The sequence below is a fragment of the Shewanella dokdonensis genome, assembly GCF_018394335.1.
Classification (GTDB): Bacteria; Pseudomonadota; Gammaproteobacteria; order Enterobacterales; family Shewanellaceae; genus Shewanella; species Shewanella dokdonensis.
In genome coordinates this window covers 3,417,131-3,441,575 of record NZ_CP074572.1, presented here as the reverse complement: position 1 = coordinate 3,441,575, position 24,445 = coordinate 3,417,131, and the positions used below count along the sequence as shown (strand labels likewise).

Annotated in this window: 8 protein-coding genes and 12 pseudogenes; 6 read left to right on the top strand and 14 right to left on the bottom strand. The window is 51.1% G+C overall.

The features are described 5' to 3' along the window. Positions 1–14: 14 nt before the first annotated feature. Both pstA and KHX94_RS16560 read right to left on the bottom strand, forming a co-directional pair. Positions 15–1,668: pseudogene (pstA, locus tag KHX94_RS16565) on the bottom strand (phosphate ABC transporter permease PstA). A gap of 45 nt (positions 1,669–1,713) precedes the next feature. After that, positions 1,714–3,967, bottom strand: a pseudogene (locus KHX94_RS16560) (ABC transporter permease subunit). Positions 3,968–4,156: 189 nt separating this feature from the next. On the opposite strand from KHX94_RS16560, the gene KHX94_RS16555 reads away from it, so the two are divergent. The 5 genes and pseudogenes from KHX94_RS16555 (at position 4,157) to KHX94_RS16535 (ending at position 8,704) form a co-directional block, all read left to right on the top strand. After that, on the top strand, positions 4,157–4,660 hold the full coding sequence (locus tag KHX94_RS16555; RefSeq protein WP_213681451.1) for a glycine cleavage system transcriptional repressor: 504 nt from the start codon (positions 4,157–4,159) through the stop codon (positions 4,658–4,660). An 86-nt stretch (positions 4,661–4,746) separates the two neighbouring features. Further along, positions 4,747–5,562, top strand: a complete 816-nt coding sequence (locus KHX94_RS16550) for a DUF2797 domain-containing protein (protein WP_213681450.1) — start codon at positions 4,747–4,749, stop codon at positions 5,560–5,562. Positions 5,563–5,727: 165 nt separating this feature from the next. Further along, a pseudogene (locus KHX94_RS16545) lies at positions 5,728–7,406 on the top strand (carbon starvation CstA family protein). Then, positions 7,406–7,678, top strand: a complete 273-nt coding sequence (locus KHX94_RS16540) for a cory-CC-star protein (protein WP_213681449.1) — start codon at positions 7,406–7,408, stop codon at positions 7,676–7,678. Before KHX94_RS16545 ends, KHX94_RS16540 begins: the two are co-directional and overlap by 1 nt. A 19-nt stretch (positions 7,679–7,697) precedes the next feature. Beyond that, positions 7,698–8,704 (top strand): annotated as a pseudogene (locus tag KHX94_RS16535) (ArsA family ATPase). A gap of 58 nt (positions 8,705–8,762) precedes the next feature. Here the strand turns inward: KHX94_RS16535 and KHX94_RS16530 are convergent. The 3 pseudogenes from KHX94_RS16530 to KHX94_RS20710 all read right to left on the bottom strand — a co-directional run. Further along, positions 8,763–10,354 (bottom strand): annotated as a pseudogene (locus tag KHX94_RS16530) (ABC-F family ATPase). Positions 10,355–10,525: 171 nt separating this feature from the next. Then, positions 10,526–12,733: pseudogene (locus KHX94_RS16525) on the bottom strand (heavy metal translocating P-type ATPase). 162 nt (positions 12,734–12,895) lie between these two features. Next, positions 12,896–13,681 (bottom strand): annotated as a pseudogene (locus tag KHX94_RS20710) (heavy-metal-associated domain-containing protein); the annotation flags it as partial. 147 nt (positions 13,682–13,828) lie between these two features. Between KHX94_RS20710 and cueR the strand changes: the two are divergent. Then, complete coding sequence (gene cueR, locus KHX94_RS16505; protein WP_213681448.1) at positions 13,829–14,230, top strand: Cu(I)-responsive transcriptional regulator; 402 nt, start codon at positions 13,829–13,831, stop codon at positions 14,228–14,230. Here cueR and KHX94_RS21875 read toward each other — a convergent pair. From KHX94_RS21875 to KHX94_RS16465, 9 genes and pseudogenes are all read right to left on the bottom strand, one after another. Then, positions 14,224–16,265, bottom strand: a pseudogene (locus KHX94_RS21875) (S9 family peptidase). The gene cueR and the pseudogene KHX94_RS21875 overlap by 7 nt on opposite strands. Before the next feature lie 58 nt (positions 16,266–16,323). Continuing rightward, positions 16,324–16,553: pseudogene (locus tag KHX94_RS20700) on the bottom strand (hypothetical protein). Positions 16,554–16,754: 201 nt separating this feature from the next. Continuing rightward, positions 16,755–17,510, bottom strand: a complete 756-nt coding sequence (locus KHX94_RS16495) for an SDR family oxidoreductase (RefSeq protein WP_213681447.1) — start codon at positions 17,508–17,510, stop codon at positions 16,755–16,757. Between the two features lie 17 nt (positions 17,511–17,527). Then, positions 17,528–18,430 (bottom strand): 3-hydroxyisobutyrate dehydrogenase, encoded by a 903-nt coding sequence (gene mmsB / locus KHX94_RS16490; protein WP_213681446.1) that lies wholly within the window; start codon positions 18,428–18,430, stop codon positions 17,528–17,530. A 28-nt stretch (positions 18,431–18,458) separates the two neighbouring features. Beyond that, positions 18,459–19,574 carry an enoyl-CoA hydratase/isomerase family protein gene (locus tag KHX94_RS16485; protein WP_244859463.1) on the bottom strand — a complete coding sequence of 372 codons (1,116 nt, stop codon included), beginning with the start codon at positions 19,572–19,574 and terminating at the stop codon, positions 18,459–18,461. Positions 19,575–19,579: 5 nt separating this feature from the next. Next, positions 19,580–20,352 (bottom strand): annotated as a pseudogene (locus KHX94_RS16480) (enoyl-CoA hydratase). A gap of 11 nt (positions 20,353–20,363) precedes the next feature. Beyond that, positions 20,364–21,520 (bottom strand): annotated as a pseudogene (locus KHX94_RS16475) (acyl-CoA dehydrogenase family protein). Positions 21,521–21,583: 63 nt separating this feature from the next. Next, positions 21,584–23,077 carry a CoA-acylating methylmalonate-semialdehyde dehydrogenase gene (locus KHX94_RS16470; RefSeq protein WP_213681445.1) on the bottom strand — a complete coding sequence of 498 codons (1,494 nt, stop codon included), beginning with the start codon at positions 23,075–23,077 and terminating at the stop codon, positions 21,584–21,586. Between the two features lie 28 nt (positions 23,078–23,105). Continuing rightward, positions 23,106–24,292 (bottom strand): annotated as a pseudogene (locus KHX94_RS16465) (thiolase family protein). Positions 24,293–24,445: the final 153 nt, after the last annotated feature.

Genomic DNA, 24,445 nt, shown 5'->3' with positions numbered 1-24,445 from the left:
TGCACTGGCGGTTATCAGTTTTCCAGCGAACGATATTTTTCACGCAGATGGTTACGCACGCTGATAGCCGTCAGGTTAAGCGCCACAATCACAGTTACCAGCAGGAACGAAGTGGCGTATACCAATGGCCGTGCGGCCTCTACATTTGGGCTTTGGAAGCCCACATCATAAATATGGAACCCCAGATGCATAAACTTACGTTCCAGATGCACAAAGGGAAAATTCATGTCCACTGGCAGGTTAGGTGCTAATTTCACCACGCCCACCAACATTAGCGGAGCCACTTCACCCGCTGCTCGCGCCACGGCTAAAATCAAACCTGTCATAATGGCAGGGCTCGCCATCGGGATCACAATTCGCCACAGGGTTTCAGCCTTGGTGGCACCCAATGCCAAACTGCCTTGGCGGATAGCGCTGGGAATACGTGACAAGCCTTCCTCGGTGGAAACTATCACCACGGGTAAGGTCAGAATAGCTAAGGTCAAGGCCGACCAGATCACCCCTGGCGAGCCAAATGTCGGCGATGGCAGCGCTTCTGGGTAAAACAATTTATCGATAGAGCCGCCCACCATGTAGACAAAAAGCCCAGACCGAAGACCCCATATACAATTGAGGGAACCCCGGCGAGGTTAATGACGGCAATGCGGATAATCTTAGTTAGCGCCCCTTTGCGGGCGTATTCGTGCAGATAGATGGCTGCAATCACCCCAAACGGGGTCACAATAATCGCCATCAATAACACCATAAATACAGTGCCAAATATGGCCGGGAACACACCACCTTCGGTATTGGCTTCGCGGGGATCTTCACTGACAAAATGGCCGACACGAACGCACCAGGTTGTTAATTTCTGCCAAAAGCCCATGCGGTTAACATAGCTGACATCCAGCACGGTATCCAATGGCAAAGTCACTTCCTGACCACGCATATCTTTGACGATTACCGCATCGCGTCCCGCCTGTTCCCGCAATGAAAATAGCTGTTTTTCCAGCACTTGATATTGTTGCTGTAACTGCTGACGCTGCTGTGTCAGTTCCGCCTGACGCGCTGCGGTCAAGGCATTATCCAGTTCATACTTACGGCCTTTGAGGCGTAACCGCTCCAGATCATAATTAACCGAGCCTATGTCCTGTTTCTGCAAGGTATCAGCCTGCTGATTAAGGGTGACGGCTCGCTGGATATACTGCCGCAGTGTTGCGCTGATATCCTCCTGCGCGGGCAGGCGTTTTCCGGCCTCAATAATGGCGACCGGGTAGCCATAAAAATTACCGTTTTTGCTGCGCTCGAGCATTGCTAACCCGGCTGGCGTAGCACGGCTTTGAATATCCGTTTGCAGGATCCAGCGAAAATCCAAACTGACAAATTCACGGTTACCGGTTTTCACCAGATAACGATTCACAAACTCACCAGGATTATGTGCAAAATGGTGACCCGCAGCGACTAAGCGTTCCGTAGGCACCTGTTCGCGGTCGTGAATTTCCCCAATCAGCGTGTAAGGCTTGCCATTTTCATCCTGCATCTGCCACTGATAAATGGTCGCAGGCCAAAAATAGCTGAGTCCACGCCAGGCGATTAACAACAGCAAGCCCAACACCGCAATCAGGCTGATGCTAACGGCGCCGCCAGTCATCCAAATCAAGGTGCGCCGGATTTAAACCATTTTCCCATCAAACCGCCCCTTGCTTATATAAACGCGTCATCTGCTCAATACCCTTACAGCGAGCTGTATCGTTCACGTAGCCGTTGGCGCACCACTTCGGCAATCGTGTTGAAAAAGAAGGTGAAAATAAACAACACAAAGGCAGCCAAAAACAACACCCGATAATGTGAACTACCTATGGCTGATTCTGGCATTTCCACGGCAATATTGGCTGCAAGCGTGCGCATGCCCTGGAAAATACTCCAATCCATAATTGCCGTATTGCCTGTTGCCATTAGTACTATCATGGTTTCGCCTACTGCACGCCCAAGCCCCATCATCACGGCAGAAAAGATACCGGGGCTGGCAGTCAACAGCACCACGCGGGTAAGCGTCTGCCAACGGGTGGCACCTAAGGCTAAACTGCCATTAGAGAGATGACGAGGCACCGAGAAAATCGCATCTTCGGCAATTGAAAAGATGGTGGGGATTACCGCAAATCCCATCGCGATACCAACAACCAAGGCATTACGCTGGTCAAAACTCATTCCCAGCGTATTGGTAATGAACTGACGGGTGTCGCCGTGAAACAGCCACAATTCGATAGAGGGGCTGATGGCAAATGACAGCCACCCGAAGAAGCAAATCACCGGGATCAGCAATAACTCCTGATAGGTTTCAGGCAATAGCAGTTTGAGCCGCACCGGAAGTTTCGACCAAGCAAAGGCCGTGAGCAATATGGTCACCGGCAGCAAGATCAGCAATAGCAGTAACCCCGGCAGATGATCTTCTATCAAAGGCGCCAACCATAGGCCAGCGAGAAACCCGAGGATCACTGTGGGTAGCGCTTCCATAATCTCGATGGTTGGCTTTACTAATGAGCGTACCTTTGCCGACATAAAATAGGCGGTGTAAATCGCTCCCGCAATCGCCAAGGGTACCGCAAAAATCATGGCATAAAATGCCGCTTTAATAGTGCCGAATGCCAGTGGCATCAAACTGAGTTTGGCTTCAAAATCATCCGAACCTGAAGTCGATTGCCAGACATATTGTGGCTCTGGATAACCCTCATACCAAACCTTGCTCCACAGTGCACTCCAAGACACTTCTGGATGGGCATTACTCACAGTCAACAGTTGTAATTTGCCATCGGCCTGCACCACCAGCGCATTGGCGCGCGGACTGAAACCCATAGCGACAGGTTTGGCCAAATCAAACGTCTTAGAGAACAGTTCTCGTTCACTGGTGGTATATAACAGCTCTAAACGACCATCGTCACTGACAGTGGCAAAACTCTTACGGTAATATTCACTGGCCAGCGCTTCTATATTGCCCAAACCTTTAAATTCACGAATGTACTGATACAAGCGGCCATGTTCACCCGCCACCTGAAAATACTGCGCGACCACACCGCTGTTATAACTGACGAGTAACGAACTGGCTCCGGCCAACAAACTGATATTGCTAACTTTTGCTTTAGCACGTTCCAGATCCAACACTTGCAACAAACTGATGTCATCTACATCACTGATGTTATAGATAAAAACCTTGTTACCCGACTGCAACATCAATTGACGTTGATCCGGTGTGAGCAGTTGATGCTCCACTTGCACAGGAGTATTTGGCAACAGTTTACTGTGATGCTGCCATTCGGTTTCTTCCGTCAGCATGTTCTGCTCACCATCCAGCCGCGTTAGAAACCACTGCTGGTTACGACCACGATAAGCAAAGCTGATTTTGTCGCTACTATAAGCAAATGCCAGTTGCTGTAACGGTGCACCGTCTTCGGCCACTGTCACTAAAGCGTCACCCATGGGATAACGCAATCCTGGGGTGATCAAGCGTTTATTGTCTGGATAACTGACACTGAAATTCACCCCAGCAAGTAACGCCTGACCGTTATCTAATCCCAAGGCAAATAGCTGTTGATTCGGTATTGATGCCGCACTGCTTACCACTTTAGTTGCCGTTGGTAATGGCAATGACATGGACTGTTTGGAGGTATCGGCGAGTCGGTAAAAATCCACCTGCCCTTGTTCGCTGGCCCGATAGATGATTTCGTTCTGCTCATCAGCACCAACCATCAGCGTTTTACTGTCTGTTGCCACAGGAATACTGCGCAAAGGCGTCACCTTAGCGGCATCAAATACCGGTTTAATGACATATAACAGATAGAAAAATATCAACAGCAACGCCACAAATACCATGATGCCGCCGACAGTCACGCCTATCTTGGCCAACAGATCTTTTAACGCCCGGCGATTGCCGCGTTTTTCCATCAATAAGTCATGGGATGCTGAAGCCAGGCTTAGAGACCTGACTTTCCATCGAAAACCTCTATTATTTAATCTATAAGGCGTGTCACTATTAGTGTCAGCCCGGCAGTCATTATCTGCAAATTACTGCCAGCGAAACCGGTTAACTTCCACTTGGGTGGCATTTTCCGGATTATATGACGCAAAAATGACAGTAATGTTACACCGTCTGTTTTTAACAGCATACAGGAGCCGTCCCAATATGCGCCGATATCTCATCACCTTACAGGTTCCTGACCGCAAAGGATTGGTCGAACAGATCGCCAATGCCGTCAGCCATCACAGTGGTAACTGGCTTGATTCCGAGTTACGCCACATAGATGGCATATTCGCCGCCATCCTGTTGTTAGAAATTGATGAACAGCACTGGGACGCATTGCAAGATTCACTGGAATGCATCGACGGACTGACCATGACATCGTCACCTGCCGCCCAATTTAACCCGCCACGGCGGCGCTTGACTTACAATCTGGTGGCGTATGATCGTCCCGGATTGGTAAAAGAGATCTCGAACAAACTCAACAGCCTCGGGATCAACATTGAACGCTTCAGCAGTAAATATGAAAGTGCCAGCCACACCGGCATTGCCTTGTTTCGCGCCACTATCAGTCTGGGGCTGAGTGATCCGCATCAAGAGGAGCTGCTGACAGAGGCACTCTATGAAATTGGTGATGATGTGGTAATTGATAAAGTGCGCAGTCGTTAGCGGCGTAGCCCATCGAAAATTTCGGTCAGTGTTAGCACTAGCAAACTGCTACACTGCTGAAAAATCACTTAAAACGTTAATTCATTATGTTAGGAACGCTGGATAAAATGGCCGTTAGTCTGGATGACAACGGCGTAGCGCAATATTCACTTCGCGTTGGACAACAGCAACTGCCGTTAAATCCACGCATAGGAAGCCCCCTCAGCTTAATCTTCACCGGTCGTATTCTCTGTTGTCATTGCGGCAAACCGACCAAGAAAAGTTATGCCCAGGGCCACTGTTTTGTGTGCATGCAGAAACTCGCCAGTTGTGACATGTGTATCATGAAGCCGGAAACCTGCCATTTTGCCCAAGGCACCTGCCGCGAACCGCAATGGGGGCTTGAGCACTGCTTTGTGCCTCATTTTGTGTATCTGGCAAATACCTCAGGGATCAAAGTAGGTATTACCCGTCACACACAGTTACCCACCCGCTGGTTGGATCAAGGTGCCACTCAAGGGATGCCGTTGTTTCGCGTGAACTCCCGTTATCTGTCTGGGCTGATTGAAGTTACGCTGGCGCAATTGATTGCCGACAAAACCAATTGGCAAGCGATGTTAAAAGGCGATAACGAGGCATTGGATCTCCCCGCGGCCGCCAAATCATTGTTACCACAAATCCAAGACCGACTGCATGAGCTTGATGACACCAAGCAATTTATTATTGAGCCGCTGACCATTGCCACCACGCAAATCCACTACCCAGTGCTCCAGTATCCCACCAAGATTAACTCTCTGAATTTTGATAAGACGGCCACTATTGGCGGCACCTTACTGGGGATTAAAGGACAATACCTGCTATTTGATACCGGCGTTATCAATATCCGTAAGTTCACTGGCTATGAAGTCGAAGTCTGCCACTAAAATGCGCCAACCTATTTTGGCCACACGGGGCATACATAACTGTCACTCAATGTTTGTGAATTGTTACCAAAGCGTTTCAACTTAGACAATGGTCGGATATTAGCCAAAAGTGGTATCCATTAACATCAATAAGTTACATTTACAATTACACACCAGAGGTGATGCATGAATGCTATCTTTTTGATGTTAATGGGGTTGGGGGCGATGGCGCTTGGCTATTTCGTCTACTCTAAGTTCATCTGTGAGAAAATCTTTAAGGTTGATCCCAACTTCGTCACACCCGCCCATGCAATGCAGGATGGTGTGGACTATGTGCCCACCAATAAGTACGTGTTGTGGGGACACCATTTTACCTCAGTCGCAGGTGCGGCACCGATTATTGGCCCAGCCATTGCGGTGATCTGGGGCTGGGTGCCCGCCTTTTGTGGGTGACCATCGGCACCATTTTCTTTGCTGGCGTTCATGATGCCGGTGCTATCTGGGCCAGTAACCGCAATAAAGCCAAGTCCATTGGCGCAGTGACTGGCGATGTTATTGGCTCTCGCGCCCGGTCTATCTTCATGGTGGTTATTTTCTTGGTATTGCTGATGGTTAACGCAGTATTTGCCGTGGTAATTGCCAAGCAACTGATTAATTTCCCCAGTGCCACCATCCCGGTGTGGGGTGCCATTGCCGTAGCCTTGGTTGTGGGTCAGTTAATCTACCGAAAACTTATCAACTTACTGGTGGTGTCGATTGTCGGTGTGATTGCCTTGTACGCAATGATCTACGTCGGCCCCATGATGCCAATCTCCTTACCGGAAATGGTCGGGCCGCTGACCGATAACGAAACCTGGATTATTCTGCTGTTCGTTTATGCCGCTATCGCCTCCTTGTTGCCAGTGTGGATGCTGCTGCAACCACGTGATTACATCAATGGTATTCAGCTATTCATTGGTCTGGGCCTACTGTATGGTGCCGTGATTATCTCTGGCCCTGATATTGTTGCTCCGGCGTTCAACAGCAATGTACCAGAAGGCACACCATCACTGGTACCGCTGTTGTTTGTAACCATTGCCTGTGGTGCCATTTCCGGTTTCCACGGACTCGTGGCCAGTGGTACCACGTCCAAACAGTTAGATAAGGAACCCGATCTGCGTTTTGTGGGTTATTTCGGTGCAGTAGGTGAAGGTTCGCTGGCATTGGCCGCTATCATTGCCTCTACCGCAGGTTTTGCCACTTTGGCTGATTGGCAGAATATCTACCACTCCTTTGGTCAAGGCGGTGTTGGCGCTTTCATTCGCGGCGGAGCCAACATTCTAGAGTCGGGTCTGGGCCTGGATGAAACCATGGCACAAACCCTGTTGACCGTAATGGTAGTGCTGTTCGCGGGTACCACTATGGATACTGGCTTGCGTCTGCAACGTTATATCTTCCAGGAATGGGGTGCCATCTATAACATCAGTTGGATGAACAAAGGTTCTATCGCAACCTTCTTGGCGGTGGGTTCCTGTCTGCTACTGGCCTTTGGCGCGGGTGGCGATGGTGCGGGCGGGCTGTTGATTTGGCCATTGTTTGGTACCACTAACCAGTTACTTGGCGGACTGACACTGCTGGTGATCACTGTCATGTTGGTGAAGTTGGGGCGGCCAATGATCTACACACTGGCACCTTTGGCATTCCTGTTGGTCATGACCATTTCCGGTCTGGTGATCCAGCTCAAAGGCTTCTACATCAAGGCTGATTGGTTCCTGTTTACGCTGGATCTGGTGGTGTTGATTGCCGCCATTGTTATTACACTGGAATGTGTGGCCACACTCAGCAAAACTATCAAAGAGCGTAACGCTGCCACTGAAGGTGAATAATGAAACTAGAAAAGATCCGTCGGCTACTCCGCGATGTCAGTCAGATAGCAGAAGAAGCCTACAATGCGCCTTTCCGCTCGGCAATTGCACGTGCCAGGCGGGATCAGGACGATCTTTTCATGTTGTTAATTTTCTCTGAAATGATGGGCGTGCCAAATCCGGCTAGTTATTACACGCTGGAGTTGCAGCCCATCATGTTGGAGAAATTCCACGACTGGCATCTGCGTATGGGCATGCCTCACTCGCCGCTTGACCAGTTCAAGTGCTGTTAAAGAACGGTGGTACCGCTAAATGGACGTTCTAACCGATAAACAAGTCATCTGGGTGGGTGGTAAAGGTGGCGTGGGCAAAACAACTGTGTCTTCTGCTTTGGCGTTGCTGGCTGCCAGCCGCAATAAAAAGTACTGCTGGTCTCTACCGATCCGGCGCACAGTCTCTCAGATGCCTTTGCCCGCTCGATCGGTGATAGCATCACCCGCATGGCTCCCAATCTGGATGCCCTTGAAATCGATCCTGATCATGAAGTGCAGCAGCATTTAGCGCAGGTCACCAGCCAACTGAAACGCTTCACCCGACCAGAGATGTATAGCGAAATCGAACGGCAGATGCGGCTGACCCGCCAATCACCGGGCGCGCAAGAAGCCGCGTTATTGGAGCGGATTGCCCACACTATTGAGTTGGGGCAGCAACAATATGACTTAGTCATTTTTGATACAGCACCGACAGGACATACGCTACGGCTGTTGAGTTTGCCAGAAGCCATGGCGGCCTGGACACAAGGTCTGTTGAAAGCCAATGAGCGCTCGGAAAAACTCGGCTCAGTGCTGGATCATCTGACGCCGAAAGCTGGCCGTGATATTGATAATCCGTTTGATGACCCGACCGAACATGCCACAGCGGGCATGGATCCGCGCAACAAAGCCATTGCGGAGACACTGCTAACTAGGCAACGACTGCTACAACGGACCCGGGAAATTCTGCAAGATAAACAGCGTACTGCACTGCTGTTTGTGTTAACACCGGAGAAACTCCCGATTCTCGAAACCAGCCGCGCAGTGGATAGTCTATTGGCAGAAAAACTACCGCTAGCTGGCTTGGTGATCAATCGAATTTTACCTGACAGTGCTGATGGGAGTTTTCTGGCGCAAAGACGTGCTCAGGAATGCAAACATCTGCAAGAAATAGAGCAGCGTTTCAAGCAATTACCCTTATTCAGATTACAGCTACAGCCCACCGATATTGAAGGCCTTAACGGGCTCGAAGCCATGGCGCAAAGATTGGCCGCCACGGGGCTCTAGTCTCCGACAAGGATCAAAAAAGCCCGCTTAGCGGGCTTTTTTACTGACATCCATTATTTCAGCCTTCAATACCTTTGCTGGCCAGGAAATCATCGTAACTGCCTTTAAAATCGGTCAAGCCACGGGCAGAGATTTCAATGATCCGATTCGCCAGTGACGATACAAACGCGCGATCGTGAGACACGAAAAACAAGGTTCCTTCGTACATTTCCAGCGCATTATTGAGGGATTCAATCGACTCCATATCTAGATGGTTAGTCGGTTCGTCCATCACCAGGATATTAGGTTTCTGTAGCATCAGTTTGCCAAACAGCATACGACCCTGTTCGCCACCAGACAGCACTTTGACGGACTTTTTAATATCATCAGCACTGAACAGCATACGCCCCAAGACTGCCCGCACCGCCTGATCATCGTCACCTTCACGGCGCCACTGGCTCATCCAGTCAAACAGATTCATCTCGTTTTCGAAATCATCGGCATGATCTTGGGCGTAATAGCCAATGCTACTGTTTTCTGACCACTGAATCGTGCCCGCTTTTTGTGGCAAATCATGAATTAAAGTACGCACCAACGTTGTCTTACCAGCACCGTTTTCACCCAAAATAGCAATGCGTTCACCCACTTCGGCAATCAGGTTCAAGTCTTTGAACAAGGGATGGTCATAACCATTACTGAGTTTTTCCACAATCAACGCATTGCGGAACAGCTTCTTGTCTTGTTCAAAACGGATATAAGGGTTAACACGGCTAGAGGCCTTAACTTCATCCAGCTTGATTTTATCGATTTGACGCGCACGCGATGTGGCTTGCTTAGCCTTGGAAGCATTCGCTGAGAAGCGGGCAACGAAGGTTTGTAGTTCTGCAATCTGGGCTTTTTCTTAGCATTTTCTGCCAGCAAGCGCTCACGTGCCTGCGAAGCTGCGGTCATGTATTCATCATAGTTGCCTGGATAAATCCGCAGTTCACCGTAGTCCAAATCCGCCATATGAGTACAGACGGAGTTCAGGAAATAACGGTCGTGGGAAATGATGATCATGGTGCTATTACGCTGGTTCAGTGTTTCTTGCAACCAACGGATGGTATCGATATCCAAGTTGTTAGTGGGTTCGTCAAGTAGCAGAATATCGGGGTCGGCAAACAGTGCCTGCGCCAACAACACTCGCAGTTTCCAACCCGGCGCCACCGCACTCATTAAGCCGAAATGCTGCTCTAACGGAATGCCCACCCCCAGTAACAGTTCACCGGCACGTGACTCAGCGGTGTAGCCGTCCATTTCAGCAAATTCCATCTCCAGCTCAGCAACCTTAATGCCATCGGCTTCGCTCATTTCAGGTAACGAATAGATGCGATCCCGCTCCTGCTTTACTTGCCACAGCTCTTTATGACCCATGATCACTGTGTCAATCACACTGAACTCTTCATAAGCAAATTGATCTTGGTTCAGTTTGCCAAGGCGTTCATTGGCATCCAATGACACATTGCCGGATGTAGGTTCCAGTTCACCAGTAAGGATTTTCATGAAGGTGGACTTACCGCACCCATTGGCACCGATCAGGCCATAGCGGTTGCCGTCACCAAACTTGACGGAGATGTTTTCAAACAGCGGCTTTACGCCAAACTGCATGGTGATATTCGCGGTTGTGATCACGGCTGAAATTCCAAATTTGTAGCTGTAAGGATGAAAAATCCTGCCAGCACCGACGCTGGCGGATAAAGCGCGTCACTATAAACAGCATCGGCGGATTTATCAACCGCGGTGCCATGACACTTGTCTGACAAATAAGCCCACCACGGCTGAAGGTGGTGGGCTTAAAGGCCATTATTGCAATTTCTGCTGGCGTAATCGATTGGCGTTGGTCACCACGGTCAAGGATGACAATGCCATTGCCGCTCCGGCAATCACCGGGCTGAGTAACACGCCAAACAGTGGATATAACACTCCGGCCGCAATTGGAATACCACAACTGTTATAGATGAAAGCGCCAAACAGGTTTTGTTTGATATTTCCCAGCGTGGCTTTAGATAAGGCAAATGCCTGTGCGAGATTTTCCAGACGAGGTGTCAGTAATGTCAGATCGGCACTTTCAATGGCGACCTCTGTACCTGTGCCCAGTGCCACCCCAACATCGGCGGCAGCCAAGGCTGGCGCATCATTGATGCCATCGCCGACCATAGCCACCACTTCACCCTGCTGTTGTAATTTCTTCACCCATGCCTGTTTCTCATCTGGCAACACTCCGGCAATCACCTGAGTGATACCCAGTTGTTTTGCTACCGCATTAGCCGTGTGCTGATTATCACCAGATAACAACACCAGTTTTTTACCCTGTTGCTGTAATGCGGCCAGTGCGGACTTGGCATCTTCCCGCAGCGGATCACTGATCGCCAGAATAGCCAACAGTTTGCCATCTTTCGCGGCCAACACGGGAGTTTGCCCCAAGCTTGCAGCATCATCTAGTTGCGCTTGTGCAATCTGGCTAATAGTGACATTAAAGGCATCCAGTAATTTGCTATTACCGACTAACCATTGCTGCTGGTTAATTTGGCCAACAATCCCCTGCCCCTGGCGATATGTAAACTGTTGAGGTTCAACCACTGTGATATTTTTGGCTTTTGCCGCCGCCAGAAATGCCTGAGCCAACGGATGTCCCGATTGTTGCTCTAGACTGGCGACCGCTTGTATCAGCTCAGCTTCGTACAGCGTTGCTGCATCGGTTGCATGAATCGCCACCAGTTGTGGTTTACCTTCGGTGACCGTACCGGTTTTATCTAGTACGACACAGCTGACATTACTGGCGGTCTGCAAGGCTTCACCGTTTCTGATAAGCACGCCCATCTGCGCCGCACGGCCAACGGCCACCATGATTGACATAGGTGTTGCTAACCCTAAGGCACAAGGACAAGCGATGATCAGCACGCTGGTGAGTACTACCAGCGCGTGTGACAGTTGCGGGGCCGGGCCGACAAAATACCAAACCAGCGCCGCCAATATCGCAATAGCAACCACTACCGGCACAAACACTCCGGCAATTTTGTCGGTCAGCCGACCAATGGGCATTTTAGAGGTCTGCGCTTCCTGCACCAAGGCAATGATTTTTGCCAGCCGGGTATCTTTAGGGCCCACCAGCACACGGTAAGTGAGTGAACCGTCACCGTTGATAGTACCGGCACTCACTAAATCCCCTGATTTTTCTTCACAGGCATGGGCTCGCCAGTCAACATAGATTCGTCCAACAGTGACGCACCACTGATAACTTCGCCGTCCAGAGCCACCCTATCGCCGGGGCGTAAGCGGAGAACATCGCCGATTTTCAGCTCATTGATAGGTACCGTTTTATCACCCTCTTCGGTGACCAGCAGTGCCGTATTGGCCTGGCAAACCCAACAACTTTTGTACCGCTTCACTGGTTTTGCCACGTGCACGTAATTCCAAAGCATGGCCGAGGTTTATCAAGCCGATGATCATCACACTGGCTTCAAAATAGACGTGGCGGGTGCCTTCGGGAAACCAAGCTGGAAACAACACAACCGCTGAAGAATACAGCCAGGCGCAGCCGGTTCCCAACGCTATCAAGGTATCCATATTGGCACTTTTAGCTTTTAGCGCGCGCCACATGCCCTGATAAAAATGGCCACCACAACTGATGAGCAAAACCAAACACAACAGCGATACCAACCCCCATCCCCAGCGCGAACTGTCGCCGTGAACGGTCATGTCACCGCCCGTCAGGCCCCACAACATCAGCGGGATACCAACGGCCAATGTCACCGCTGACTGGATGATCCTGGTGCGATATTCCTTGGCATCGTGAGCCGCTTTATCAGCCATCGCATTGGCAGCATTCTCAACCACCTCGCCACGATAACCAGCACTGGCGAGGATCTGCTGCGCATCGGCAACCGACACGCCCTTAGCCGCACTCACCTGCTTGTCTGCCAGATTAACCCGCGCTTCAACGCCAGCGTTGGCAAAAGCCTTTTCAATCTTCACCACGCAACTGGCGCAGCTCATATCTGGCACAAACATCAACACCCCGGTTGCCGATTCTGGCTGAGCAACTGAGGCAGCGGCTTTTTCCACTGTGCTATCGTCAGGCTGCGGAGCCGCAGCAACTACTGTGGCTCCTTCAGATTTTGGGCGCGCGTTGTCCTCCATCGCAGACCAAGGCTCGGGGCTATAGCCTGCGGCTTGAATACTGGCGCATAGTTGCTGCTCATCTTGTTGACTTAACACTGCAACCTGTTTGGTTTGCAGATCGACCTGCACTTCATCTGCATCGGCCAACGCCTTGCGAATAGTGGCTTCGCAGTGACCACAGGTCATATCCGGCACCTTAAACCTATGCCAATTAGTGCTATTTTCTGCTTGCCACAGTTCTGGGGAATAACCCGCCTCACCAATAACAGCCATGAGTGCCGGAGTCTCTTGCGCACTCAAAACAGACACTTTTTTAGTTTGCAGATCAACCTGCACTTCGTCTGCATCCGCCAACGCCTTACGAATAGTAGCTTCACAGTGACCACAGGTCATATCCGGCACCTTAAACTCATGCCAAGTTGCCGCGGTTTCGGCCCAAGGCTCAGGCGTAAATCCAGCCGTGGTTATCAAGCCCATCAATGATGCATCATCTTGCTGACTCAGCACCGAAACCTGCTTAGTGGACAAGTCCACTGTCACTTCATCCGCGTCGGCTAGCGCCTGTCGAATCGAAGCTTCACAGTGGCCGCAATTCATATCAGCGACCTTAAAATGGTGCCAATCACTGGCTGTACTTGCTGGATAATCAGCCTGTTGCAAACGAGCCCGAGCCTGCTCTTCGCTGAGCGTTGCCGCATCGGTCAGGGTCAGCGTCAGTGACTTGCTGGCAATATCTGTTGTTGTGCTAACCCCGGTCTCATCAGCAAATAACGCCTGAAGCTTACGGGCACAGCCACCACAATGCATGTTATCGATATGAAACTGGTAAACCTTCATATGCTTCTCCTAAACCTAAACCGCTCATGGGCAAACTGCTCATGGTATTTCGATGTAGTAAAGGTTAAAGTCTCCAGTAACTGGAGAGTCAAGTACGGTATTCTTATCCATTGTTAAAGTTCAGCGATGGATCACAGGAGTTGCTATATGAAAATCGGAGATGTGGCAAAAGCGACCGGATTGAGTATCAAAAGCATCCGTTATTACCATGATATCGGCCTAGTGCAAGCGGAACGTGGAGACAACGGTTATCGGGAATACAACCGGACACAGCTGGAAGCACTGCAATTTGTGCAACACTGCCGGGAACTCGGTTTCAGTATTGAAGAGTGTAAGGATTTACTGCAACTGAAACATGATCCACAACGTTGTGCCAGTGATGTCAAACGCTTGGCCAGTGAACATCTAAAAGCACTGGAACAACGAATGGCAAGTCTGGCATCGCTACATGCCGAGTTGAGTGAATTGGTGGATCAGTGTCATGGCGGCGATTCACCAGACTGCCCCATCATTGAGGGGCTGTCTGGCAAAAACTGCTGTCATCACTGAGTTGCTGCGGTTTTCGGTAGTGCCGCGGCATTATCCAGTGTTAATGCGGGTAAATAGCCCGCTGGTGTGAAGCCAAAAACTTGCCCGTAAAAAGACAGTTCCGACTGTAGCGCGCGGATATTATTGGCGGGTTTACGAAAGCCGTGTCCTTCACCGTCAAAGCCAATAAAAGCGGTGGGTACCCCTTTGGCTTTCACCGCTTGATAGATCAGCTCGGATTGATTCGGTGGCACCACTTTATCATCTAGCCCTTGTAACAGCAGTAACGGTTCGTTCAAGCCCTCCAGATGGTAAAGCGGCGAACGATCGTGGTAAATCTGTTTGGCTGCCGGGTAAGGGCCGATCAATTGATCGAGATAACGCGACTCAAATTTATGGGTTTCTTTGGCGAGGATCTCGATATCGCTGATACCAAAATAACTGGTACCGGCTTTAAAACTGTCATGAAAGGCCAATGCGGCCAGCACACTAAAACCGCCAGCACTGCCCCCCGAATGGCAAGCATGTCGGGGTTAACCCATCCTTCAGCGGCTAAGTACTTAGCGGCGTTGACCGCATCCTCCACATCGGCGACACCCCATTTGCCATACAGACTCTGACGATATTTTCGGCCATAACCGGTACTGCCACGGTAATTTAGGTTAAATACCGCAAAGCCGCGGGTTGTCCAATATTGAATAGCACTGCTGTAAGCGCTGCTGGCTTCCGCGGTGGGTCCGCCATGTAACATCATGACTAAGGGCGGTTTACTGTCTTTGGGGGCACTAAATAAGGGATTTTGCGGCGCATAAAAATAGCCATAAGCCTTTTGCCGGTCACTGGTGTCAAAACTTAGCGCCACCGGTTTAGAGATATAATCTGGTTCTAACCCTTTGATAGGCGGCGCATATACCAGCTCAGTTCCACGACCAGAGACCTTGTAGATGCCGCGTTCAGGGGTCGCTTTAGCGCCGACAAAATATACGCCGTTATCGGCACTGATCAGTTGCCTCACATCGGCAAAATCTGTCGCCAGCTCTTCACTCACACCACTATTCACATCTTGGCGCATCAGGTGGACATTGCCATTCTGATGATAGGCAAACACAACGCTATGGGCATTTTCAAAAGCATAGGCATGCTCGCCAAAGCCCCAGGCTGGTTTGCCTATTTCCCCTTGCAGCTTAGTCACTTGTTCAATACTGCCATCAGCCTTTAACCGATACAGGTTCCACCAGTTATCATAATCGGCAATAAAATAGAGTTGTCCGTCAGGGGCATAAAGTGGCTGCATCACTGCGCCTTTATGGGCGGTCGCCATTTGGCGCACATTTGTTATCTGGCCCTTGCGATTAAGATCGCCCACCCATAATTGGGTATTATCCCAAGGCATGTTGGGGTGATCCCAGGCAATCCAGGCCAGCTGCGAGTTGTCTTCATTGATCGCCGGAGAGCTGAAAAAGTCATGACCATCAACAAAGGTATCGCCCTCGCCCGCAAAATTCAGATTGATGGTAACCAGACTCGCTTTAGCTTCGCCTGCAACTCGGTGATCTTCTCGAACGCAGATGATACGCGAGCCTTTCGAGTACGAAATACAGTCAGCATGACGGGTGCCTGACGGCGTCAGAGCCACGGGCTCTTGATTGGGAGCAATTCGATAAAATAGCTGATCTGCCATACGGGTGACAAAAACGCTGTTTCCAATCGCCAGATAAGGTGCGCCGCCATACTCATGTACGCGACTACCGACCCCGAAAGTCGCCGGAACCACTTCGGTTACCTGACCATCGAATGCTAATTTTTTTATTCCCAGTTGTCCGCCCTGTGAGGGATCAGAAACACTGAAATAGATGCCACCATCAACGCTCTGTAGTTGACCAATGGCGACGGCCTGACCGAATACATCTTCGGCACTTAACGGTGATTCCCAGGTACCGTAGGCGGATGTTTGCACTGTAGGTTTTCCCTCTGTTGTGGTTGCTTCTGCTGGCGGTTGCGGGTTGCAAGCAACCTGCAACACAACGAGCGCGGCCAGACCTAGTCTCCTCACCATAGCACCCACGGTAATCATTGCCTTTCCCTCAATATATTTTCCGCTGCTCGCGGGCTTTTTAGTGTTTGCTGTTAAATTTATCAAGAAACCACTGTAACACCCGTTGCTGCTGGTTCTTCGACAGGCCAAAGAACACGCACAACCAGGGAGAAATCAAGTAAAACCAATTAATAGGCGCGGTGGAACGGCCGCTAAATAACAGATAAAAAATCCACCATATATCACGACAACACCTAGGCACCCCAGCACCAGCATGATGCGCTTCAATCCAGTTTCCAGCCAGTGCATGAAACAGCTTAACCTCTAGTCACCTTTCTCATCATCAGCGCGAATTGTTCAGTCTCATGGGGTGTATGTCAACTTTCATCGCTGGCGCATAGTGTTCAGCACACTGCTCAGACAATAAAAAATCCTGATTACTCCCCACGTTAGAACATTCTGTCACGAATGGGAATAGTCAGGATTTTGACTGGCGTCAGCGGCTAACGACTACAGCGATAAACCACCATCAACTTCAATGATCCGGCCGTTAATATAATCATTTTCAATGACAAATTTTACCGTAGCGGCAACTTCATCGGCCTGTCCAAGCCGGCCAACGGGGACCGCCTTTTCTAACCGCGCCAACGCTTCAGGTTTCATGGCGGCGGTCATGTCGGTGGCAATCACCCCCGGCGCAATTGCAACGGCGCGGATCTGATAACGTGCCAGCTCTTTGGCCCAGCCGACCGCCAGTGAGGCAACCCCGGCCTTGGAAGCCGCATAATTACTTTGCCCAATATTGCCGTGGCGGGCCAAGCTAGAGATGTTGATGATAATACCAGTCTGCCCCGACTCGATCATTGCCGCGGCGGCTTCGCGACCACACAAAAAGCTGCCACTGAGGTTAACATTGATCACCGCCTGGAACTGTTCAAGCGACATGCGTTCGGTCACTTGTCCTTCTTTCGCTTTCAGCAACATGCCATCGAGTAAAATACCGGCGTTATTGACCAAGACGTTGAGTTGTCCAAAGTCTTCCAGAATAAAACCGAAAGTGGCTATCACATCTTCTTCGTCGGTGATATCCACCGCGTAGCCTTGCACTTCTGTATCGCCCAACAGCGCACAGGCATGTTCCAGTTTCTGTTGGTCAAGGTCGATCAGCGCGAGTCTAGCGCCCACCGCCGCCAGTTGTTGCGCCATAGCGAACCCCAAACCACCGGCACCGCCAGTAATCGCCACCACCTTACCTTTAATCTCCATTGCAAATTCCTTTGTAATTATGTTTTTTGCTTACTGAACTGCTCAAATATACTGGAAAAATCGCGGCGACCATTACCGTTGCGGGCGTGGGACACAAACAAGGCTCTGGCTAAGGCACCCATGGGGGTGCTGGATAAACTCTTCAGCGCCGTCTCCTGACTTAAGCCGAGATCCTTGAGCATCAGCTCCACCATAAAACCGCCTTGGTAGCCTTTAGATGCAGGAACGTCTGGCATCACCCCAGGACAGGGATTGTACTTTTCCAGCGTCCAGTTACCACCGCTGCTGAGCTTCATGATATCTGACAGCACTTTAGGATCCAAACCGTTATCTATGCCCATGCTGAGCGCTTCACTGGTGCCAACCATCAATACGGCCAGCAGCATATTGTTGCAGATCTTAGCTAATTGCCCACTACCAGGGCCACCTGCATGAAAAATATTACTGCCCATGGCACTGAGAACCGGTTTGGCACGAGCCACCGCAGTGACGTTACCACCACAAATAAAGGTCAATGTCGCCGCCGTAGCACCAGCCGTTCCTCCCGATACCGGGGCATCGACAAAATCAAACCCTTTATTCTCTGCCACCAGTGACACCTCTTTAGCGGTAGCGGCATCAATCGTTGAGCAATCAATCAATAGTGTGGCTTCAGCAACTGTCTGCAACAGCCCTTTGCTATCATTATCGCCAAGGTATAAGGCTCGGGTATGTTTGCCAGCGGGGAGCATAGACACCACGACATCGGCACCAGTAGCGGCATCAATGGCGCTATGGCAAGCTGTGGCGCCTTTGCCCGCAATAGCGGCAACCGCCTCGCTGACCAGATCAAAGGCGCGTACCTTAAAGCCTTTATGTAGCAGATTGACTGCCATCGGCAGCCCCATATTTCCCAAGCCAATAAATGCTACTGTACTCATATTGCGCACTCCTGTTTCAATAGGTTGCTCAAAGGTCGGCAAGCGGATGCTCATGAGGGAACGGATTAGCCAATAATGCTTCTACGGCTTCCAGTGGTGGCAAACGGCCGATGCCATAACGCCATTGTGGGGCATGGTCCTTATCCACTAACAACGCTCTGACGCCCTCGCAGAAATCCCCAATAGCACAGCAGTTAAGACTCCAGCCCAATTCCATACGGAAACAATCGGCCAATTTCATAGAGTTGCCTAAGCGTGCTTGTTGCCACGCCAGGGCCCAACTCAGAGGACTGCCTTGCAGCATAGTGTCACGCGCTTGCTGTAACCAAGACGGTTCTGATGTCAGGTTTTGCATCTTTTGCAGCACCTCTGCGAGCGTTCCCGACATCAATTGGTCAATCACCAGTTGTTGCGCCTTGAGTCGACTGCTACCGGGATGCTCACTACAATTGGCTGCGAGCATGGTCAGTAAATCATGCAACTTCTGGTGGTTAAGCGTGTGGTTGTCACCCCAACTGAGCGTGCTCATAGCATCAAGCAAACGCTGTTTGTCTGCCGCCGCTAAAAAATGGTTGGCGAAGCCGCAATAGCGCGCGTCTGCGGCGTTAAGGTTGTAAGCGGTTAGTCCAAGAAACAGCCCGGTTTTACCCGGTAATCGCCCCAAGAAATAACTGCCCCCGACATCGGGATACAGGCCAATAGTGACTTCCGGCATAGCAATGCGGGAGCGCTCGGTCACAATGCGGTGACTGGCGCCCATCATCAAGCCGAGTCCGCCGCCCATCACTATGCCATCGCCCCACAGTAATACAGGCTTACCGAAGGTGTGGAGCAGATAGTCCAAGCGATATTCTTCTTCAAAAAATAATCGGGCTTCATGCGTGAAACTACCGGGATTATGTCGCTGCGCCTGATACAGCGCGCGAACATCACCGCCAGCGCAAAAGGCCTTATCACCGTTAGCATCCAACACCACAGCGGCAATCTGAGGATCCTGTTGCCAGCGTTGCAACTGTTTTGCCAGCATTCGCACCATCTGCAAATTCAGTGCATTAAGTGATTTTTCTGCATTCAGTGTCGCCACACCAATATGTTTACCGCTGACACTTTCCAGGGTTTTAAATAGCACCTGTTCCACAGATATCCTCCTTACGCATTACGCCAATGTGCCGAGCGCTTTTCTAAGAACGCCTTGACACCTTCTTGTTGATCCTCGGTATCGAACAACGCGACAAACAACTCACGCTCCATTGGCAGCGCTTGATTACGCGGCATATTGCGGCCGGATTGGATCAGTTGTTTACAAGCGCGGACGCTAGCCGGACTCTGGTTGGCGACTTTAGCGGCTAATGCCAGCGCATGCTGCAATACCGTCCCGGTCGCCACCACCTCTTCCACCAAGCCGATTGTCAATGCTGTTGCAGCATTCAACCGTTCACCGCAGAGGATCATCCGTTTCGCCCAGCCTTCGCCTACCAATGCGGTCAGATTCTGGGTGCCACCTGCGCAAGGTAACAAGCCGACACTCGCTTCTGGCAGCGCTAGTTGTGCCTGTTCTTCGGCAAGACGGATATCACAAGCCAGTGCCACTTCCAACCCGCCGCCCATGGCGTAACCATTGATTGCAGCAATGGATACGCCGCGAAACGCGCTCAGCATTTCAAACGCCGCCCCGAATGCCGCAGCCACAGTGGCGGCATGGCCTTTATCAGCCGCAGCAAACTGGTTGAGATCGGCACCGGCAGAGAAAACTTAGCGCCAGCGCCGGTGATCACTAAAGCACGGATGTGCCGATCTTGGTTTAACTTGTCAATGGTATCCCGTAGCAATTGCAAGCTGGCCAAAGTCCAGGTGTTTGCCGGAGGATGATTCATGGTGATGACGGCACTGTGGCCGATAGTTTCCACAATTAACGGTGACATAAGCGCTCCGGTTATTGTACCAAGGCACTGTCTTGCTCCAGCAATCGCCGGGCAATGATGAGGCGCATGATTTCATTGGTACCTTCGAGGATCTGGTGTACCCGCACATCACGGAAATACCGCTCTAACGGATATTCACGGATATAGCCGTAGCCACCGTGGATCTGCAAGGCACTATCACAGATAGCGAAACCGGCATCCGTAGCAAAACGTTTTGCCATGGCGCAGTACGACGTTGCCTCTGCGGCCTGTTCATCCAGTTTGCTGGCGGCGAGGTACATCATCTGCCGCGCAGCGACTAGCTCGGTGGCCATATCGGCGAGTTTAAATTGTAACGCCTGAAAAGCGGCTAACGGCTTACCAAACTGCTGACGTTGGTGCATATAGTTGAGCGCCTGCTGCAATGCTGCCTGCGCCGTTCCCAGCGAGCATGCGGCAATGTTGATGCGTCCGCCATCAAGCCCTTTCATCGCCATGCTGAAGCCTTGCCCCTCTTCCCCTAAGCGATAACTCGCTGGGATCCGAACTTGGTCAAAACTGACCTGCCGCGTTGGCTGAGCATGCCAACCTAACTTAGCTTCCGCCTTACCATAGCTAACACCTTGCGCAGTTGCTGGCACGGCAAATGCTGAGATACCTTTCGCGCCCGCAGCACCTGTACGCGCCATCACTATCAGCAATTCAGTGGCGCCAGCCCCAGAAATAAAACATTTAGTGCCATTGAGCAGATATTCCTCACCATCGCGGATAGCCCTGGTGGTCAGAGAAGCAGCATCACTACCGGCACCAGGCTCTGTCAGACAATAAGATGCCAGTTTCTGCCCCGAGGTAAGCGTTTCAGCCCAGGCACTTTTCAGCTCGTCGCTGCCCCAACGACACAACATCCAGGTGGCCATGTTATGGATAGTGATCATGGCGGTAGTTGTGGTACAGCCCTGTGCCAACTGTTCAAAAATCAACGCAGCATCCAGCCGTGATAATCCCAGGCCACCACAATCCTCTGCGGCATATAAACCGCAAAACCCAATTCACCCGCGCGCTGAATAACCGCTTTGGGAAAGTAATGTTCTGCATCCCATTGCGCCGCATGTGGTGCCAGTTCATCAACGGCAAACTGGCGCGCCAGTTCAACAAATTGGCGCTGATCTTCATTCAGATTAAAATCCATCAGATACTCCCGGCGGTAAAATCATCACCACCTGTTGCCAAGATAATTGCTGCGAAGAACGCATCAACGCAAATTGATGGTCATATTGGGTGCAGATGCAATATCATCGTCAAACCAACGGCTGGTGATGGTTTTGGTCTCGGTATAAAAACGCACCGCCTGTTTGCCATAGGCATGCTGGTCACCGTAGAAGCTGCCTTTCCAACCGGTGAAAGAGAAAAACGGCAAAGGTACGGGAATAGGAATATTGATCCCCACTTGTCCTACTTCTACTTCATGTTGGAATTGCCGTGCTGCCGCGCCGCTGGCAGTAAACAGCGAAGTACCGTTGCCGTAAGGATTACGATTCACCAACGCTATTGCCTGCGCCAACGAGTCGACTTCCATACAGCTTAATACCGGGCCAAAAATTTCCTCGCGGTATAAGCTCATCTCTTCTGTGACACCGCTAAATAAGGTGGAGCCGACCCAGTTGCCGGTTTCATAACCGCTGACACTGACGTCAGAACCATCCAGTAGGCACGCCGCCCCTTCTGCTTTTCCCTTCGCAATCAGCCCCAACACCCGTTGTTTAGCCTGAGGGCTGATGAGCGGCCCAAATCCCGCCTCCGCATCATTCCACAGCCCAGGGCGGACGTTAGCCATAGCCTCTCGTAATTCCGGTAACCAAGCTTTTGCGTCACCGACAAACACGGCCACCGAGATAGCCATACAGCGTTGCCCTGCGGCGCCAACCGCGGCGCCTACCAGTTGATTAATCACCTGTTGTTTATTGGCATCTGGCATGATCACGCAATGATTTTTGGCACCAGCAAAGGCTTGTACGCGTTTTAGATGCTGCGTACCGGTTTGATAAACATGACGCCCAACCGCAACCGAGCCGACAAAAGAAATTGCCTTAATCTGTGGATGACACAGCAAGGCATCGACGACTTCACGGTCACCATGCAGCAGCTGCAATATGCCTTTGGGGGCGCCAGCTTGGGCAAACAGTTCGGCGAGGCGCTGCGCGGTCATCGGATCCTGTTCCGACGGTTTCAGAATGAAGGTATTACCGCAGGCAATGGCTAACGGAAACATCCACAGCGGGATCATCGCCGGGAAATTGAATGGTGTAATCCCCGTACAAACACCTAATGGCTGGATCATGCTGTAGGTATCGATACCGTTCGCTACGTTCTCGACCGTTTCGCCCATCAATAACGAAGGAATATTACAAGCGTGTTCCACCACTTCAATGCCACGCCACACATCGCCGCGAGCATCAGCAAAGGTTTTGCCGGTTTCTTTAGCAAGAATGGTTGCCAGTTCATCATGGTGTTGTTTAAGCAGGTGCTGATAACGCAACATCAGCCGTGCCCGTTCTGGCACCGCCACCTTACGCCACGACTTAAATGCTTGCGCCGCGCTGCTAACCGCCAGTTCAATCTCGGCTGGCGTAGCACACTTAACCTGCGCAATTGGCTGATTATCCGCAGGATTGGTCACACTGATACTACGAGCACCGTCACCGGCAGTGAATTCGCCAGCGATGAAATGTTTTATAAGCGTTGTCATAAACATGAGTCCTGTTGAAAGCGCCGGGTTATATCTCAACAGCAATAGCCGTTGCTTCACCGCCGCCGATACACAAAGTGGCAATTCCGCGTTTAAGACTGCGTTGCTTCAGTGCATGAATAAGGGTCACCAGAATGCGGGCGCCTGAGCAACCAATGGGATGACCCAGCGCACAAGCGCCGCCATTCACGTTCACTTTCGCGAGATCCAGTTCCAACTGATCGATAGCCAGCATGGTCACCATGGCAAAAGCCTCGTTGATTTCGAACAGATCCACATCGGCAATCGACCAATGGAGTTGTTGCAGCAGTTTATTCATCGCACCGATAGGTGCCGTGGTAAATTGAGCCGGTGCCTGAGCATGACTAGCATGCCCCTTGATGACGGCTAAGACAGGTAAATCCAGCGATTGCGCCAAGGAGCGACGCATCAGCATCAACGCGGCGGCGCCATCTGAAATCGAACTGGAATTGGCCGCGGTAATGGTGCCATCCTGCGCAAAAGCAGGTTTTAAGGTGGGAATTTTTCTGGCTTCGCCTTACCCGGCTGTTCGTCTGTATCAATCTGATAATCACCCCGCCGATCATTGACTGTAACGGTAACAACTTCTGCGGTAAACGCACCACTAGCGATAGCCACATTGGCCCGCTCAAGTGATGTCATGGCCCAAGCATCCATATCCGCACGACTAAGCCCAAATTCATCCGCTGTTTTTTGTGCAAAACTGCCCATAGAGCCACCGGTATAGGCGTCTTCTAGGCCGTCAATAAACATATGGTCCACCAGTCGCCCATGTCCCATGCGCTGCCCAGTGCGTGCTTTATCCAGCAGATAAGGCGCCCGGCTCATGCTTTCCATTCCCCCGGCAATAACGACCTCAGCCGTTTCAGCCCGGAGCATATCGTGCGCCAGCATGACGGCTTTCATGCCTGAACCACAGACTTTATTAACAGTGGTGGCCCCTACTGATACCGGCAAACCGCTCCCCAAAGCGGCCTGACGCGCAGGTGCCTGACCAGTACCCGCTGGCAACACACAACCCAGTAATACCTCACTCACTCGCGCGGCTGGCAACTGTGTACTGTGTAATAGCTCCCTGATCACAGTAGCCGCTAACTGTGGGGCGGCCACCGATGCCAGACTCCCCAAAAATCCGCCCATCGGTGTCCGCCTTGCGGCGACGATCACTACATCATCAGTGATTGTTACGCCCATCTTCGCCCCCTTGATTGTTATGGTCTTCTCCCCAAAAGAAGCCTTTATCGTTAAGCGACGCCATAAGAATTACGTTTACGCGAACGTAAAGCAACTAGTCATTGGTCTAATATTAGGTCACGCTGAAAAATTTGCGAACAACGGCAAGCGGAG